Source organism: Aquisalimonas sp. APHAB1-3 (assembly GCF_048323695.1).
Lineage (GTDB): Bacteria > Pseudomonadota > Gammaproteobacteria > Nitrococcales > Aquisalimonadaceae > Aquisalimonas.
This window is the reverse complement of the sequence record NZ_JBLWFT010000005.1, coordinates 70,959-87,097: the sequence shown is the minus strand read 5'-3', so window position 1 is coordinate 87,097 and position 16,139 is coordinate 70,959. Positions and strand designations below refer to the sequence as shown.

The window sequence follows — 16,139 nt, the reverse complement described above, 5'->3', positions numbered from 1 at the left end:
ACCGATCAGTCCTTGCCGATCTCCAGCTTGGCGATGCTCTCCATGTGCACCTCGTCCGGGCCGTCGGCCAGGCGCAGCGTGCGCAGGTTGGCGTAGGCCGAGGCGAGGAAGGTGTCCTGGCACACGCCCATGGCGCCAAACGCCTGAATGGCGCGATCCACCACGTTGCAGGCCATGTTCGGCGCAACCACCTTGATCATGGCGATCTCCCGCCGTGCCACCTTGTTGCCCACTGTGTCCATCATGTGGGCGGCGTTCAGGGTGAGCAGGCGCGCCTGTTCGATCTCCATGCGTGACCGGGCGATCTCCTGACGCAAGCCGCCCATGTCGGCCAGGCGCTGACCGAACGCGTTGCGGGATTTCGCGCGAGCCACCATCGCTTCCAGCGCCCGCTCGGCGACTCCGATGGAGCGCATGCAGTGGTGGATGCGGCCGGGCCCGAGGCGGCCCTGGGCAATCTCGAAGCCGCGGCCCTCACCCAGGAGCATGTTGCTTGCCGGTACGCGCACGTTGTCGTAGTGGACCTCTGCGTGGCCGTGCGGGGCGTGGTCGTAACCGAACACGTGCAGGGCCCGTTCGATCTTCACCCCCGGTGCGTCCAGCGGCACAAGAATCATGGACTGCTGCTTGTGCTTGGGCGCCGACGGGTCGTTCTTGCCCATGACGATCGCAATCTTGCAGTGCTTGTCCAGTGCTCCGGAGGACCACCACTTGCGCCCGTTGATGACGTACTCGTCGCCGTCCCGGCGGATCTCCGTCTCGATGTTGGTGGCGTCGCTGGAGGCCACGGCGGGCTCGGTCATGGAGAAACAGGAGCGGATCTTCCCCTCGAGCAGCGGCTCCAGCCACTGCTTCTTGTGCTCCTCCGAGCCGTAGCGGGCCAGCACTTCCATGTTGCCGGTGTCCGGCGCGGAGCAGTTGAACACCTCCGGCGCCATGGGCGAGCGACCCATGATTTCGCACAGGGGCGCGTATTCGAAGTTCGTCAGGCCGGCCCCGTACTCGCTTTCGGGCAGGAACAGGTTCCACAACCCCTCGGCTTTCGCCTTCGCCTTGAGCTCCTCGAGAATCGGAGGGGAGCTCCAGTGGTCCCCTTCGGCGTGCTGCTTTCTGAACACCTCCTCGTTCGGGTAGATGTGTTCGTCCATGAAGGCGAGGAGTTTGTCCTGCAGCTCTTTGGATCGGTCGCTGAACTCGAACATGGTGTTGCTCACCTCTATCTGTCGTAAAAGAAAGGCCACCGGCACGTGGTGCGCAGTGGCCTGATGGTGATCCCTCTATAGGCGGAACTGAATGGGTTCGCCCAGCATCCGCCTGTGCAACAGAATGGTTGTTGCCCCCACCAATAGCAGACTGGCGGATATCAGCAGCAGCGTCCCGTGGGCAATGCCCAGCATGCCGCCACCGGGTGCCGCCAGCGTCAGGCCGGCGCAGACCAGCGCCGTGCGGGCGAACCAGCCCATCGGCCCGGAGGGCACGCGACCGGCGCCGAGGAGGTAGCCCTGTAGCCCGGCGGCCAGCAGGACGACACCGATCAGCGCGGTAATGACCACGGTAATCACTTCCATCGGTGTGCCGAACAGGAGCAGTGCCGGGTTGAACACGAAGAAGAACGGGATGAAGTAGATGATTGTGCCCAGGCGCATGGCCTCGAACCCGGCGCGCATCGGATTCACTTTGGCCACCGACGCGGCGACGAAGGCGGCGATCGCCACCGGCGGCGTGATGAAGCTCAGCATGCCCCAGTACATGATGAACATGTGGGAGGCCACCGGATCGAGCCCGGCGCGGATCAGTGCCGGGGCGAGGATCACCGCCAGGAAGATGTAGGCTGCGGTGACCGTCATGCCGATACCGAGCACGAAGGCCGTGAGCGCGCCCATGATGAGCAGCATCAGCACGTTGTCGCCGGCAATGTAGACCAGGTCGTTGGTCAGCGTGCCGGCCATGCCCGTGACCTGCAGGGAACCGATGATCAGGCCGATTGCCGCGAGAATCCCGCCCAGCTCGGCGAGGATCTGACCAGCGGCCGACAGGAGCTTGAGAAAGCCCTGCATGCTCAGGCGGTGCTTGGTGAACTGGTTGATGACCAGCAGCAGCGCCGTGGCGTAGAACGGCGCGGTCGCCTCGCGCTGGAGCACCACCAGCATCCAGATCAGCAGCACGAACACGGCGATGAAGTACCAGCCCTCCTTGAGCACATCCCAGGCGCGGGGCAGTTCCTCCCGCGGCAGCCCCTTCAGGTCGTGGCGCGCGGAGTAGGCGTCAATCTGCATGAACAGACCGAAGAAATAGAGCAGGGACGGGATGATGGCCGCTATGACGATGGTCACGTAGGACACGCCAAGGAAGTTCGCCATCACGAACGCCGTGGCCCCCATGATCGGTGGCATCAGCACGCCGCCCGTGGAGGCGCACGCCTCGACACCGGCCGCATAACCACGGGAGAACCCGATCCGCCGCATGGTCGGAATGGACAGCGGGCCCGTGGTCAGCACGTTGGTGACGGGGCCCCCGCTCATGGAGCCCATGAGCCCGCTGGAGAAAATCGCGACCTTCGCCGGCCCCCCGCGGAAGCGGCCGAGCAGTGCGAAGGCGATGTTGATGAAGAACTTGCCCGCCCCCGTGTGTTGCAGCGACACGCCGAACAGCAGGAAGCCGAACAGCAGCAGCGCTGCCACCTGCGTGGGGATGCCGAACAGGCTCTCCTCACTCATGATGTGGAATGCAGCCGCTTCCTCGAGGCCCATGCTGACGCCGGAGATGACATCCGGCACGCGGTCGGCGTACAGCGGATACAGGGACAGGGTCAGCACCACCACGAAAATGGGCCAGCCGCCCGTCCGGCGCCCGGCCTCGAGTACCAGCGCCCAGGTCGCCAGTGCCATGTAGATGCCGAACTGGGGCGCCGCGTATTCCCAGGCTTCGAGAACGATCCGCTCGGCGTGCATGGCGAAGTAGCCGAACAGGCCGGCTGTCGCCAGTGCCAGCAGGATGTCGTACCAGGCAACCGTGGTGCGCGAGGCCGACCCGGTTGCCGGGAAGGAGATGAAGACCATCATCAGGATGGCCCCCACGTAGATATACAGGTACCGGCTGTCGAGCATCACATCGCCGATAAAGAACCCGAAATTGAAGATCTGATTGATGGCGAGGAGGCTGATGCCCACGGTCATGACCATGAGCAGGGCCTGCCAGGGCTTCGACAGGATGCGGTAACGGGTGGCGTAGAGTTCTTCCGCGCGACGCTCCGATTCCTCTCGTGATGCGTCCAACGTCTGGTGTTGATCAGTCATGTCACCCATGCCTGTTGTGGGTATGTAGGGGTTGTCTGCTCGTTCCGGTCGGCCCTTCGGGCCGTACGGACAACGCGGGAGCAGGCGGGCGGCGTCTCCGCGCCGGCTCCACCTGCTCCCGCCGATTCACTGCTAAGCGGATCGCTTACCAGCTTTCTGCGATGGGCACCAGGTCGTGCTCCTGCAGGGCGTCATACCGTGCACTCATCCAGCCTTCCTGGAACGCCTCGGGATCGGTGGGTGCATCCTCGATGTACCGCTCCCACGTCTCCATGAGCACCTCCTGACGGCGCAGGTTCTGCTCCTGGTTCTCCTGGGCGGCATCGGTCCAGACCCCGATCTCCTCGAAGTAGCGGACCGCCCCTTCGTGATAGGGGACGAACGCCTCTTCCAGACCCTGGCGGTCCATGGCCCAGCCAATGGCTCCGGGCGCGCTGTCCTTGTAGTCATCATAATGCTGATGCAGGGCCTTGACGGTGTTGTAGACCAGGTCCGCGTCCTCTGCATCACGCGTGGCGAGCATCGGGTAGGGCGAAGTGAACACTTCGATGCCTTCGTCCGGGTCGATGGTGGGACCGTCGGTCGCCACATGGGGGACGTACCACGGCAGGTGCGAGCGCACGCGGTCGATAGCTTCCTGGTCGTCGTGGGGGAAGGCCACGAACTGCAGGCCACGCGGCGATGATTCGATGCGCAGGAACGGCGCCGAGTTGCAGGAGCCGCCCACGGCGTCCGCGCGATTGTCGATTACCGCTTCGATGGAGCCGGAGTAGCCGCCCACGTCGACCCGCTCGACGTCGTCCCAGTCCAGGTTGGCGTACGACAGCAGAGCGCGGGTGGCATTGTTCAGCGACGGTGCGCCCTGCACCCAGGTCACGCGCTTGCCTTCCAGGTCCGCGGCGGTTTCGATGCCTGCGTCAGCGCCGGTGGCCATGGTGAAGGAGCAGCCGTCGGAGATGTTCCACATGGCGATGCGCAGCGGTTGCGGACCCCAGTTGACGGTGCCGAAGTTGAGCATGCCTTCCTGGGCGTAGACGGCCTCGGAGCCGCCGGCCGAGAAGTTCACGCGGCCCGCACGCAGCGGTGACAGCCGGGAGACGTCGTTGCGCCCGGGAATAACGCGCAGGTTCACGCCGTATTCGTTCTGCAGGACGCTGCCGATGGCGACGGACTGGGCATAGCCGGAGGTGCCGGTGGGGTAGGCGGACCAGACGACGGTGCCCGGCAGCTCGACGTCGGTGGCCTGCACGTTGCCGGCCAGGGCCAGGGCAGCCGTGGCGCCGCCGAGCGCGCCCAACGTGGATCGAAGATTCGGTGTCATGGTTACTTTCTCCTGCACCCGGGTGGCGGGTGGGTGTTCGAGTTATTGCCGCCCTGGCTTATGAAGCTGCCGCTTGAACCGGGCGAGGTGCCAGAGCCCAACTTCCGTGGCAGGGTGAAAACATGGCACGAACCGGTACGGCGGTCAATGTTTTTGGAATGAAGTTCCGCACTGCAGAATTGAAGATGTGACCCCGTTAGCAGGGCCGGGAGAGGGGCGCGGGGTGCCGGCGGGCACCCCGCGCGACAGCGTTACAGCCAGTCGGAGTTGAGCGGATCGAATCCGTTTTCTTCCAGGGCTTCCTTGCGGACCTGCATCCAGCCGTAGGCAAACTCGCCGCGATCAGCAGGGGAGTCTTCCAGATACCCTTCCCACGCTTCCTTCAGGACCTCCTGGCGGCGGAGGGCTTCTTCGTGGTTCTCCTGGGCTTCCTCGGTCCACAGGCCGGCTTCCTCGTAGTAGCGGATCGCCCCTTCATGGAGCGGCACCGGGATGCTCGCCAGGTCCATGCGCTCCGGATCCCAGCCCTCGGCGCCCGGGGCACTGTCCTTGTACTCGTCCATGTGCCTGTGCATGGCCTTGACCATGTTGTAGACGAGGTCCTCATCCTGGTCTGCCATGGTGAGCAGCTTCGGGTAAGGCGTCGTCAGGACCTGGATTTCCTCGTCGGAGTCCATGCCCACGTTCTGCGTGCTGCGATGGGGGACGAACCACGGGGCCGTGCTGTTGATGCGGGCGATGGCCTCCTCGTCATCATGGGGGAACTCGGGGAAGGTCAGCCCGCGCGGCGAAGCGTTGATGCGCATGAAGGGCGCCGAGTTGCAGGAGCCGCCCATGGCGTCGGCACGGTCCTCGATGATCGCCTCCACGGCGCCCATGTAACCACCCACCTCGACGCGCTCCACGTCATCCCAGGTGAGGTCGGCGTAGCGCAGCAGGTATTCCATGCCGAAGTTCAGGCTGGGCGAACCCTGCACGTAGACAATCCGTTTGCCCTCCAAGTCGTTCACGGTCTCGATGCCGACATCGTCGGCAGCGGCGACGGTGAAGGAGCAGGCATCGGCGATGGACCACATCACGCTGCGGACTTCCTGCGGACCCCAGTGACGCTCGCCGAAGGCGAACTGGGCGTCCTGGGCGGAGACGGACTCCGTGCCTCCGGCGGAGAAGTCGGCGCGGCCACGGCGCAGCGGTTCCAGCCGCGAGACGTCGTTGCGGCCGGGAATGACGCGCAGGTTGGTGCCGTACTCGTTCTGCAGTACCTGCCCGATGCCCACGGCCTGGCTGTAACCGGTGCTGCCGGTGGGATACGCTGACCAGATGATCGTACCCGGCAGTTCGATGTCGGCGGCCGCGACACCGGAGCCCAGTGCCAGGGCAAACCCGGTCGCTGCGGCGGCGGACGCGTGAAGTGCGTTGCGGTGCTTATTCATTAGTGGTCTCCTCCAGATGCAAAACCCGATTCAATTCGTTTACGGGGCCCGCGTTACGTTGCGGGTTCTGTTGTCACAGCGCCTTCCCGGCACTGCTGTACACGACGGCTCAGCCACTCTGGCTGCGCTCTGCCTCCTGCAGCTCACGCCACAGGAGTTTGCCGGTCCCGGAGCGGGGCAGCCGCTCCACGAACTCGACATAACGGGGGGCCTTGTATGCGGCCATCTGGCCGCGTGCCCAGTCGATGATGTCCTGCTCGCTGGTGCTGTCCGCGGCGTCGGGCCGCAGAACCGCAACGGCCTTGACCGTCTCGCCGCGCTTCGGATCCGGTGTCGATATGACACAGACTTCCTGAATCGCGGGGTGTCCGTAAAGCATGGACTCCACCTCCGAGGGCCAGACCTTGTAGCCGGAGGCGTTGATCATGCGCTTGAGGCGGTCGACCATGAAGAAGTAGCCGTCTTCATCGTAGTAACCCAGGTCGCCGCTGCGCAGGAAGCGTTTTCCGTCCATCTCCATGAACGTCTCGGCAGTGGCGTCCGGGTTGTTCCAGTATTCGCGCATCACCTGCGGGCCGTGCATGATGATCTCGCCCACTTCGCCGGGCGGTTGCTCGGCGAGCGTCTCCGGATCGATGACGCGGCTGTCCACGTCGAAGACCGGAATGCCCAGGCACTGCGCCTTGGGTTCGTCCGGCGGATTCACGTGGGTCTGCGCGATGGTCTCGGACATGCCGTAGCCCTCGATGTACGACAGCCCCGTCATGGTGTGCAGCTTTTCCGCCACTGCCGACGGCATGGCCGCGCCGCCGCCGCCGATGGCCTGCAGTGTGGATAGGTCGTACTGGCCGAGCTCCGGGTTGTTCAGAAAATCCACCGCCATGGTGGTGATGTTGCGCCAGTGGGTGACGCCGTAGTGCTGGATGAGCTCCGCCGCGGTTGTACGGTCCCAGCGTGTCATGACGACGGTCGTGGTACCGGTGGACAGCGGCCCGTTCATGGAGCTCTGCATGCCGGTCACGTGGAAAAAGGGCAGTGTTGCCAGGTTCACGTGGTTGACCTGCATGGGGTTCCACAGAACGCCACCCTGGGCGGTGGCCATCACCGAATGGTGGGTATGTACGCAGCCCTTGGGCCGCCCGGTGCTGCCGGAGGTGTACGGGATCACCGCCATGTCGTCCGGGCCCACATCCACTGGCGCCAGGGTCAGGGCCTGCCCTGCATCCAGTACGCGCGACCAGCTGACCGCTCCCTGCTCCTCCGGTGTGGCTTCCGGTGCGCGGACCACGTCCGGGAGCGCCAGGCCCAGGTCCTCGGTGATATAGCTGCCGTAGGCGGCCACGGCGGCGTGCGTCAGATCCCCGTCCACCAGCAGCGGCCGCAGGTAGGGGTAGAGCTCCTGGCCACACAGCGCCACGCGGGCGCCGCTGTCCTCCACGTAGTGGGAGAGCTCGCCGGTGAGGTTCATGGGGTTGGCGGGGACCACGACGGCGCCGGCGGTAAGAATGCCGTAGTAGCCGATGATGTACTGTGGGCTGTTCTGCATGTACAGGATGACCCGGTCGCCCCGACCTACGCCGCAGTGCTGCTGGAGCCAGGCGGCCACCGCGTCCGCCTCGGTCTTCAGGCGGCGGAAGCTGATGTCGGAACCGTAGTATGCGATCGCGGTCTTGTCAGGGTAGCGCGCCGCACTCACCTCCAGGTTGTAATGAACGCTGGTGGCGGCAACAGTGAGCTGTTTGGGCAGCCCTTTCGGCCAGACGCGGAAGTGGCGGTCGAACATGGCGGTCTCCTCGTGCGGGCTCGGGCTCATACTTTCATCCCCGGCATGTTCAGTGATGCCGTGTTGCCCCCGTCCACCGCCAGCGCCTGGCCTGTGATGAAACTGGCCTCGTCACTGGCCAGGAAGAGAATGGCGGCAGCCAGTTCCTCCGGGCGACCATAGCGCCGCAGCTCGCAGCGCGCACCGAGCTTGTCCTCCTTGCCCCGGTCGCGGGCGTAATCGAACACCGGCTTGGTCATGCCGGTCTCCGTGAGTCCCGGGCAGACCGCATTCACGCGCACGCCGTACTGACCCAGGTCGCAGGCGCTAGTCTGGGTCATGTTGATCACGGCTGCCTTGGAGGCGCTATAGGCGTTGCCACCGGCGCCCGCGCGAATGCCGGCAACCGAGGCGGTGTTCACGATGGCGCCGCGCTGCTGCTCCGCCATGATGCGGCCCGCGTGCTTGCTGCCGTACATGGCGCCGAGCAGGTTGACGTCCAGGACACGCCGCCAGATATCGGCCTCGTCGTCGGTGATCGGGCCGTACGTACCGCCGGTAATGCCGGCATTGTTGCAGAGGATGTCGACACTGCCGTAATGCTCGGCCGTGGCGGCGACCATGTCCGCCACGGCCTGCTCGTCGGCCACGTTGACGCAGCGGGAGATCACCGTGCCGCCGGCCGTTTCCACCTGGCGCGCCGTCTCGGCCAGTGCTTCCTCGTTGACGTCGGCGATCATCAGCCGCGCGCCTTCGGGGGCGAATCGCAGCGCCGTGGCGCGGCCGATGCCGCTTGCGGCGCCGGTGATGATGGCGGCGCGATCACGAATTCCTGCTGCCATGTCGGTGGTGTCCCCTTGCTGTTGCCAGTGTGTGGTTGTCGTGTCGGTTACCCGCTTCAGCGGAAGCTCAGAAACCGGTCGCCGCCTTTCAGGCGCAGATGATCCATGGCATTGAAGCCCATGAGATTCAGCCCCGTGCGGCGGCCGAACCGCAGCCGCGTCACCGAGGCGTTGTAGACGCGCCAGTTGAGCGCGATCGTCCGGTCCGCATCCAGGCCGAGTGCGTGGCCGACGAGTACCGCGATGACGCCGCCGGAGGTGTACAGGGTGATGGTCTCGCCCGGGGATGCATCGCGGATCAGGGTGTTCGCGCCGGCGACGACCCGGTCCCGGAATCGGGTCCAGCTCTCCACGTCGCGGCGTTCCGACTCCGGGTCGTGCAGCCACTCCAGCATCACGCCCTCGAAGGCGCGCTGAAACAGGCGGCGATCCGTGTGCAGCGTGTGGCGCTGCGCGGCGACTTCGGCGTCCGCAGCCGCAACCGTGTCGAGGAACGCCTCGAAGATGCCACCTGCGTCGTACTCGTTGAATTCGGGATGGATCCGTGGAGGCGGGGCGATTCCCTGTGCGCGGTTGGCAATGGCCGCGGTGTCGCGCTGCCGGACCATGTCGCCGCTGACCGTGAGCGCCGGTGCGCTGCCGATGTCGCGCAGATGCTCGCCGGTGGCTGCCGCCTGCTCGGCGCCCAGGGCGCTGAGCTGGTCGTAGTTGTCGGTTCCGAAGCCGGCCTGGCCGTGCCTTACCAGTAGTAGTTCCGTCATGATCTCGCCGCTGTCGCCGGGACGCCTGAACGCCTCGGTTCTCCTCCGGTATCGCCTGCACGGACTGCAGCGATCACTTTTGGGAAAACGTTACACCTTCGATATGATTTCGACAACCGAACGGTGATTCCGCTTAGCGAAATAGGGTGTCGCCAGATCAGGTGTGCGACGGACGCTCCAGCCTCCTGGCGGAACGTAATTCCGCATTGTGGACGCCGCAGGGCTACGTGGTGGTACCATGGTCCTCATATGAAGGTGTAACGTCTGTCTGCACACGGCGGGCGTCACCCGGCCCGGCGAGGGCGCCGGGAACAGTCTCCGGTACGTGGCCGGTTTGCAACGGACGAGGCAGCATGCGACAGAAACCAGTAGCACTTGTCGACTTCAGTGCCCAGGAGCAGGACGGCAAGAAGGACCGAAACTTTGTGATGGCGCTGGCCCGTGGGCTGGAGATTCTGCGTGCGTTTCGGCCGTCCGACGGCCTGTTGAGCAATCAGGAGATCGCCGCCCGTACCGGCATTCCCAAACCGACCGTCTCCCGGCTGACCTACACGCTCACGAAGCTGGGCTATCTGAGTTATTCCGAGCGTCTGGAGCGGTACCAGCTGGGCACGGGCGTGCTGGCGCTGGGCTACTCCAGTCTGGCGAGCATGGGCATACGCCAGGTGGCGCGCCCGCTTATGCAGGAGGTCGCCGACGAGACGGGCGCATCGGTCTCGCTGGGTAGTCGCGACCGGCTGAGCATGGTCTATCTGGAGAACTGCCACGGGCAGGGCGCGCTGACGCTGCGCCTGCAGGTCGGCTCCCGCGTGCCGGTGGCGACCACCGCCATGGGGCGGGCGTTTCTTGCCGCACTGCCCGACGCCGAGCGCAGCTACCTGCTGGACCATATACGGCGCAAGGACGAGCAGGCGTGGCCGCGGGTGAAGCAGGGGATCGAGCAGGCCGTGATCGACTACCAGGAGAAAGGGTATTGCATCTCCGCGGGGGACTGGGAGCGCGACGTCAACGCCGTGGGCGTGCCGCTGGTGCTGGATGACGGCTCCGACGTGGTGGCGTTCAACGCCGGTGGGCCGTCGTTCCGTCTGCCGCGGGAAGAGCTGGATGCGCAGCTCGGCCCGCGCATGGTGAATCTGGTGCGCACCGTGGAGAGCCGACTTTCCAGCCATCAGTGATCCGTCTGGGTGATCCGCTTGGCTGCACGCGGCTACTTGCCGCGCTCCATGATGAAGTGCGCCAGCCCGCGCAGGCAGTCTGCCCGCGCATCGAACGGCTCCAGACTGGCCAGGGCCCGATCGATCAGCTCCCGCCCGTGCGCGCGCGCTTCCTTGAGCCCCAGTAACGCCGGGTAGGTGGCCTTGTCCATGCGCGCATCGGCGCCGCTGGACTTGCCCAGGGCATCGGTTGTGCCTTCCACGTCGAGAATGTCATCCTGAATCTGGAACGCGAGGCCGATGCTCTTGGCGTAGCGATCCAGCCGCTCCAGGCCGTCCTGGTCGTGGTCCGGGTGGGCTAGTGCCCCCAGCATGACGCTGGAGCGGATCAACGCGCCGGTCTTGTGGATATGCAGGTCTTCCAGCTGTGCGAGATCCAGCGTTTGGCCGGTGGCTGCGAGGTCCAGGGCCTGGCCGCCGACCATGCCCCGGGACCCCGCCGCCATGGACAGGCTTGCGACCATCTTCAGGCGGGCCTCCGTGCCGATGTCCCCCGACGACTCCTCGGCCAGCGCGCGGAACGCCAGGGCCTGCAGTGCGTCGCCCACCAGGACGGCGGTGGCTTCGTCGTAGGCCTTGTGGCAGGTGGGCCGGCCACGGCGGAGGTCGTCGTCATCCATGCAGGGCAGGTCGTCATGGACGAGCGAGTAGGCGTGGATCAGCTCCACGGCACAGGCGGGGCCGTCCAGCGCCTCCGGCTCAAGCCCCAGCGCTTCGCCTGTGGCGTAGACCAGCATCGGCCGCAGGCGCTTGCCTGACCCCATGACCGCGTAACGCATGGCCTCGTGCAGACGCATGGGCAGGGTGTCGGCCGTGGGCAGCAACCGGTCCAGGGCGGCCTCGACCCGCCGCTGGCAGATCGGCAGCCGCGCCTCAAGGACCTTACTCGGATTGCTGAGGTTCGAAGGGTTCGACACGGTCTTCACTTCCCTCGCGGGTGAGGATCTCCACCTTTTGTTCGGCGGCCTTGAGCGCGCTCTGGCAGTGGCGGGTGAGCGCGATGCCGCGTTCAAACGCCTGCAGGGAGTCCTCCAGCGCCAGCTCGCCCTTTTCCATACGCTCCACCAGCGCCTCAAGCTCCTTGAGCGCCTCTTCGAAATTGACGTGCTCGGTTGATTCCTCGGCCATGATTCCGGCGCCCCCGGCGTGTGTTCGGGGGAACGGTAGCGCAGGCGCGTCGGGGGGTCAATTTGGCCCGGGGCGGGGCCCGGAATCCGGCGTCGGCAACGGACTTTCCGGGGTGTGCGCTGGTACTCGCCGCAGCGCGTTGCCATCTGTAGACTGCTGCAGCCGGTCGCTCTCCAGCGCGGCCGTCCCCATACAGGCAATCGGTTCCGAAGACGACTCCATGGCAGAACACTACGATTCCGCGTCCATTGAAGTACTTACCGGTCTCGATCCGGTGCGCAAGCGGCCGGGTATGTATACCGATACCACGCGGCCCAACCACCTTGCCCAGGAAGTGGTCGACAACAGCGTTGACGAAGCCATCGGCGGCCACGCGCGCCGTATTACTGTGACGCTGCATACCGACCAGTCCCTGTCCGTGCAGGACGATGGCCGCGGCATGCCCGTGGATGTGCATCCGGACGAGGGCGCTCCCGGCGTCGAGGTGATTCTCAGCAGGCTGCACGCCGGCGGCAAGTTCTCCAACAAGAACTACCAGTTCTCCGGCGGGCTGCACGGCGTCGGCGTCTCCGTGGTCAACGCGCTGTCACGCCGCCTCGATGTCACCGTGCGCCGCGACGGCCGCGAGTACCACATCGGGTTTGCCAACGGCGAAAAGGTCTCCGACCTGAAGGAAATCGGCACCGTCGGCAAGCGCAATACCGGTACGACCCTGCACTTCTGGCCCGATGCCCGCTATTTCGACAGCCCGAAGTTTTCGGTACCGAAGCTGCGCCATATCCTGCGCGCCAAGGCTGTGCTCTGCCCGGGCCTGGAGGTGGTCTTCCGGGACGAGCCCGGCGAGGACGAGACCACCTGGTATTACGAGGACGGCCTGCGGGACTACCTGGCCACGGCGCTGGTGGACCTCCCGCGGCTGCCGGAGGAGCCGTTCACCGGCCGCATGACCGGCACCACGGAGGCGGCGGAGTGGGCGCTGACGTGGCTCCCCGAGGGGGGCGAGGGCGTTGCCGAGTCGTACGTCAATCTGATCCCGACCCCGCTTGGCGGGACCCACGTGAACGGGCTGCGCACCGGCCTGACCGACGCCATCCGCGAGTTCTGCGAGTTCCGCAACCTGCTGCCGCGCGGCGTGAAGATCACACCGGAGGATGTCTGGGAGAATCTCGCCTACGTGCTCTCCGTGAAGCTGGAGGATCCGCAGTTCTCCGGCCAGACCAAGGAGCGGCTGTCGTCGCGGGAGTGCGCCACGTTCGTCTCCGGGGTGGTCAAGGACGCCTTCAGTCTCTGGCTGAATCAGCACGTGGACGCCGCCGAGGCGATCGTCCAGCAGGTGCTCGCCAACGCCAACCGGCGCATGCGCTCCTCGCGCAAGGTGGCACGCAAGCGGGTGAGCAGCGGCCCCGCACTGCCCGGCAAGCTGGCCGACTGCACGGCCCAGGACCCGAACCGGACGGAGCTGTTCCTGGTGGAGGGGGATTCCGCCGGCGGCTCCGCCAAGCAGGCACGGGACCGGGACTTCCAGGCCGTGATGCCGCTGCGCGGCAAGATCCTCAACACCTGGGAGGTGGACCCGAACGAGGTCATGGCCTCCCAGGAAGTCCACGACATTGCCGTGGCGCTGGGTATCGAGCCCGGCTCGGACGACCTGTCGAAGCTGCGCTACGGCAAGGTCTGCATTCTCGCCGACGCGGATCCGGACGGTGCCCACATCGCCACTCTGCTGTGTGCGCTGTTCCTGAAGCATTTCCCGTCGGTGGTGCGGGCCGGGCACGTCTTCGTGGCCATGCCGCCGCTCTACCGCATCGACGTGGGCAAGCAGACGTTCTACGCCCTCGACGAACACGAGCGGGCCGGCGTGCTGGACCGCATCCAGGCCGAGAAGCTCAAGGGCAAGGTATCCACCACCCGTTTCAAGGGCCTGGGCGAGATGAATCCGGTGCAGCTGCGCGAGACCACCATGCGGCCGGATACGCGGCGTCTGGTGCAGCTCACCGTTGACGCCCCGGAAGAGACCACCCGGCTCATGAACATGCTGCTGGGCAAGGGCGCTGCCGGCCAGCGCCGCAGCTGGCTGGAGAGCAAGGGCAACATGGCGGAGGTGCTGGTTTAATGACCGACACGGATACCACTGGCAACAACGCGGACTTCGAATCCCGCCCGCTGCACGAGTTTACCGAGAAGGCGTACCTGGACTACTCCATGTACGTCATCCTCGATCGTGCCCTGCCGAACATCGGCGATGGCCTCAAACCGGTGCAACGGCGCATCGTCTACGCCATGTCCGAGCTCGGCCTTTCGGCGCTGGCGAAGTACAAGAAATCCGCCCGTACTGTGGGCGACGTGCTCGGCAAGTACCACCCCCACGGTGATTCCGCCTGCTACGAGGCCATGGTGCTCATGGCGCAGCCCTTCTCCTACCGCTACCCGCTGGTGGACGGTCAGGGGAACTGGGGGTCGCCTGACGATCCGAAGTCCTTCGCCGCCATGCGTTACACCGAGTCGCGGCTGGCGAAGTATTCCGAGGTGCTGCTGTCGGAGCTGGGCCAGGGCACGGTGGAGTGGGTGCCGAACTTCGACGGCACCATGGACGAACCCGCCCTGATGCCTGCCCGCATGCCCAACGTGCTGCTCAATGGCGGCACCGGCATCGCCGTGGGCATGGCGACCGACATCCCGCCGCACAACCTGCGCGAAGTCGCCAGTGCCTGCATCCGGCTGCTGGACGAACCCGACGCCACCGTGGAGCAGCTCTGCGAGCACATCCAGGGCCCGGATTTCCCCACCGATGCGGAGATCATCACGCCGCGTGACGAGATCCTGAAAGTCTACGAGAAGGGCAACGGCAGTGTGCGCATGCGCGCCCGTTATCAGGTGGAGGATGGCGACATCATCATCACCGCGCTGCCGTTCCAGGTCTCCGGCAGCAAGGTGCTGGAGCAGATCGCCGCGCAGATGCAGGCGAAGAAGCTGCCCATGGTGGAGGACCTCCGCGACGAGTCGGATCACGAGAACCCCACCCGTCTGGTGGTGGTGCCGCGCTCCAACCGCGTGGACACCGCCGAGGTGATGAAGCACCTGTTTGCCACCACCGACCTGGAGAAGAACTACCGGGTCAACCTGAACGTGATTGGCCTGGACGGCCGGCCACAGGTGAAAAGCCTCAACGGCCTGCTGAGCGAGTGGCTGCAGTTCCGCACCGAGACCGTGCGCCGGCGTCTGCAATGGCGCCTGGACAAGGTCGAGGCGCGGCTGCACATCCTCGAGGGGTTGCTCACCGCCTACCTCAACATCGACGAGGTCATCCGCATCATCCGCGAAGAGGACGAGCCCAAGGCGGAGCTCATGGCCCGGTTCGGCCTGAGTGACCGTCAGGCCGAGGCCATTCTGGAGCTGCGTCTGCGCCACCTGGCCAAGCTCGAGGAAATGAAGATCCGGGGTGAGCAGGATGAGCTGCAGCAGGAGCGCCTGCAGCTGCAGTCGATCCTCGGCTCCGATGACCGCCTGCGCGAGCAGGTGAGCAGCGAACTCGCCGCCGATGCGGAGACCTACGGAGACGACCGTCGCTCGCCGCTGGTGGAGCGCAGCGCCGCCAGGGCCCTGGACGAATCGGCCCTGGTGCCCAGTGAACCGGTCACCGTGGTGCTCTCCGAGAAGGGCTGGGCACGGGCGGCCAAGGGGCACGACATCGATCCGGAGACGCTGAACTACAAGGGTGGTGATGGCTACCGTGCCCACGCCCGGGGCCGCAGCAACCGGCCGGCCATCTTCCTGGACTCCACCGGCCGCGCCTACTCGCTGCCGGCGCATTCGCTGCCGTCGGCGCGCAGCCAGGGTGAGCCGTTGACCGGCCGCCTGACGCTGCCGAGCGGGGCGAAGTTCGAACAGGTCATCGCCGGGGATGACAGCGAGCGGTTGATTCTCGCCTCCGACGCGGGCTTCGGCTTCGTGACCACCATCGGTGACCTCCAGGCCAAGAACCGGGCGGGCAAGACCGTGCTTACCGTACCCTCCGGCGCCCGGCTGCTGCCGCCGAGCACGGTGCACGCCCCCGACGGTGACCGCATCGCCGCCGTGTCCTCCGCCGGCCGTCTGCTGGTGTTCCCGGTCCGCGAACTGCCGCAGATGAGCAAGGGCAAGGGCAACAAGATCATGGGGATTCCCGCCGACAAGGTGAAAAGCCGCGAGGAGGTGCTGCTGGGCGTGGTCTCTGTGCCGGCCGGTGGCAGCCTCTCCCTGGCCGCCGGCAAGCGTACCCTGACCCTGAAACCTGCCGATCTGGATGGTTACGAGGCGTCTCGCGGCCGGCGCGGCGGCGCGCTGCCCCGGGGGTTTCAGCGCGTCAGTGCCATCGAGGCCGTGATGCCGTGACAGGCTTGAAC

General features: G+C 66.0%; 12 protein-coding genes. 3 read left to right on the top strand and 9 right to left on the bottom strand.

Features of this window, described 5'->3' with window-relative positions; all coding sequences use genetic code 11:
- Positions 1 to 5: 5 nt before the first annotated feature.
- The 7 genes from ACNSTU_RS09835 to ACNSTU_RS09805 all read right to left on the bottom strand — a co-directional run bounded on the left by ACNSTU_RS09835 (position 6) and on the right by ACNSTU_RS09805 (position 9,415).
- Complete coding sequence (locus tag ACNSTU_RS09835; protein WP_290631997.1) at positions 6 to 1,202, bottom strand: acyl-CoA dehydrogenase family protein; 1,197 nt, start codon at positions 1,200 to 1,202, stop codon at positions 6 to 8.
- A 75-nt stretch (positions 1,203 to 1,277) separates the two neighbouring features.
- Positions 1,278 to 3,296, bottom strand: a complete 2,019-nt coding sequence (locus ACNSTU_RS09830) for a TRAP transporter permease (RefSeq protein ID WP_290631995.1) — start codon at positions 3,294 to 3,296, stop codon at positions 1,278 to 1,280.
- A 145-nt stretch (positions 3,297 to 3,441) separates the two neighbouring features.
- The gene (locus tag ACNSTU_RS09825) at positions 3,442 to 4,617 is read right to left on the bottom strand and encodes a TAXI family TRAP transporter solute-binding subunit (protein WP_290631993.1); all 1,176 of its coding nucleotides are present in this window, start codon (positions 4,615 to 4,617) and stop codon (positions 3,442 to 3,444) included.
- A 251-nt stretch (positions 4,618 to 4,868) separates the two neighbouring features.
- On the bottom strand, positions 4,869 to 6,050 hold the full coding sequence (locus ACNSTU_RS09820) for a TAXI family TRAP transporter solute-binding subunit (RefSeq protein ID WP_290631992.1): 1,182 nt from the start codon (positions 6,048 to 6,050) through the stop codon (positions 4,869 to 4,871).
- Between the two features lie 109 nt (positions 6,051 to 6,159).
- Positions 6,160 to 7,863: a long-chain fatty acid--CoA ligase gene (locus ACNSTU_RS09815; RefSeq protein ID WP_290631990.1), complete on the bottom strand. Its 1,704-nt coding sequence runs from the start codon at positions 7,861 to 7,863 to the stop codon at positions 6,160 to 6,162.
- Positions 7,860 to 8,654 carry an SDR family NAD(P)-dependent oxidoreductase gene (locus tag ACNSTU_RS09810; protein ID WP_418212312.1) on the bottom strand — a complete coding sequence of 265 codons (795 nt, stop codon included), beginning with the start codon at positions 8,652 to 8,654 and terminating at the stop codon, positions 7,860 to 7,862. Before ACNSTU_RS09810 ends, ACNSTU_RS09815 begins: the two co-directional genes overlap by 4 nt.
- Positions 8,655 to 8,710: 56 nt before the next feature.
- Positions 8,711 to 9,415, bottom strand: a complete 705-nt coding sequence (locus tag ACNSTU_RS09805) for a histidine phosphatase family protein (RefSeq protein WP_290631986.1) — start codon at positions 9,413 to 9,415, stop codon at positions 8,711 to 8,713.
- Positions 9,416 to 9,768: 353 nt separating this feature from the next.
- Between ACNSTU_RS09805 and ACNSTU_RS09800 the strand changes: the two genes are divergently transcribed.
- The gene (locus ACNSTU_RS09800; protein WP_290631984.1) at positions 9,769 to 10,590 is read left to right on the top strand and encodes an IclR family transcriptional regulator; all 822 of its coding nucleotides are present in this window, start codon (positions 9,769 to 9,771) and stop codon (positions 10,588 to 10,590) included.
- A 32-nt stretch (positions 10,591 to 10,622) separates the two neighbouring features.
- Here ACNSTU_RS09800 and ispA read toward each other — a convergent pair whose 3' ends face one another.
- Entirely contained in the window at positions 10,623 to 11,546 is a 924-nt protein-coding gene (ispA, locus tag ACNSTU_RS09795; RefSeq protein ID WP_418212311.1) for a (2E,6E)-farnesyl diphosphate synthase, read from the bottom strand.
- The gene (locus tag ACNSTU_RS09790; RefSeq protein WP_290631980.1) at positions 11,512 to 11,757 is read right to left on the bottom strand and encodes an exodeoxyribonuclease VII small subunit; all 246 of its coding nucleotides are present in this window, start codon (positions 11,755 to 11,757) and stop codon (positions 11,512 to 11,514) included. Before ACNSTU_RS09790 ends, ispA begins: the two co-directional genes overlap by 35 nt.
- 220 nt (positions 11,758 to 11,977) lie before the next feature.
- Here ACNSTU_RS09790 and parE point away from each other — a divergent pair, with 220 nt between their 5' ends.
- Positions 11,978 to 13,870, top strand: a complete 1,893-nt coding sequence (gene parE / locus ACNSTU_RS09785; protein WP_418212310.1) for a DNA topoisomerase IV subunit B — start codon at positions 11,978 to 11,980, stop codon at positions 13,868 to 13,870.
- Entirely contained in the window at positions 13,870 to 16,128 is a 2,259-nt protein-coding gene (gene parC / locus ACNSTU_RS09780; protein WP_290631976.1) for a DNA topoisomerase IV subunit A, read from the top strand. Before parE ends, parC begins: the two co-directional genes overlap by 1 nt.
- Positions 16,129 to 16,139: the final 11 nt, after the last annotated feature.

Coding starts and splice junctions, on each gene's coding strand:
- ACNSTU_RS09835 (WP_290631997.1), bottom strand. CDS start 1,202: ATGTTCGAGTTCAGCGACCGATCCAAAGAGCTGCAGGACAAACTCCTC.
- ACNSTU_RS09830 (WP_290631995.1), bottom strand. CDS start 3,296: ATGACTGATCAACACCAGACGTTGGACGCATCACGAGAGGAATCGGAG.
- ACNSTU_RS09825 (WP_290631993.1), bottom strand. CDS start 4,617: ATGACACCGAATCTTCGATCCACGTTGGGCGCGCTCGGCGGCGCCACG.
- ACNSTU_RS09820 (WP_290631992.1), bottom strand. CDS start 6,050: ATGAATAAGCACCGCAACGCACTTCACGCGTCCGCCGCCGCAGCGACC.
- ACNSTU_RS09815 (WP_290631990.1), bottom strand. CDS start 7,863: ATGAGCCCGAGCCCGCACGAGGAGACCGCCATGTTCGACCGCCACTTC.
- ACNSTU_RS09810 (WP_418212312.1), bottom strand. CDS start 8,654: ATGGCAGCAGGAATTCGTGATCGCGCCGCCATCATCACCGGCGCCGCA.
- ACNSTU_RS09805 (WP_290631986.1), bottom strand. CDS start 9,415: ATGACGGAACTACTACTGGTAAGGCACGGCCAGGCCGGCTTCGGAACC.
- ACNSTU_RS09800 (WP_290631984.1), top strand. CDS start 9,769: ATGCGACAGAAACCAGTAGCACTTGTCGACTTCAGTGCCCAGGAGCAG.
- ACNSTU_RS09790 (WP_290631980.1), bottom strand. CDS start 11,757: ATGGCCGAGGAATCAACCGAGCACGTCAATTTCGAAGAGGCGCTCAAG.
- parE (WP_418212310.1), top strand. CDS start 11,978: ATGGCAGAACACTACGATTCCGCGTCCATTGAAGTACTTACCGGTCTC.
- parC (WP_290631976.1), top strand. CDS start 13,870: ATGACCGACACGGATACCACTGGCAACAACGCGGACTTCGAATCCCGC.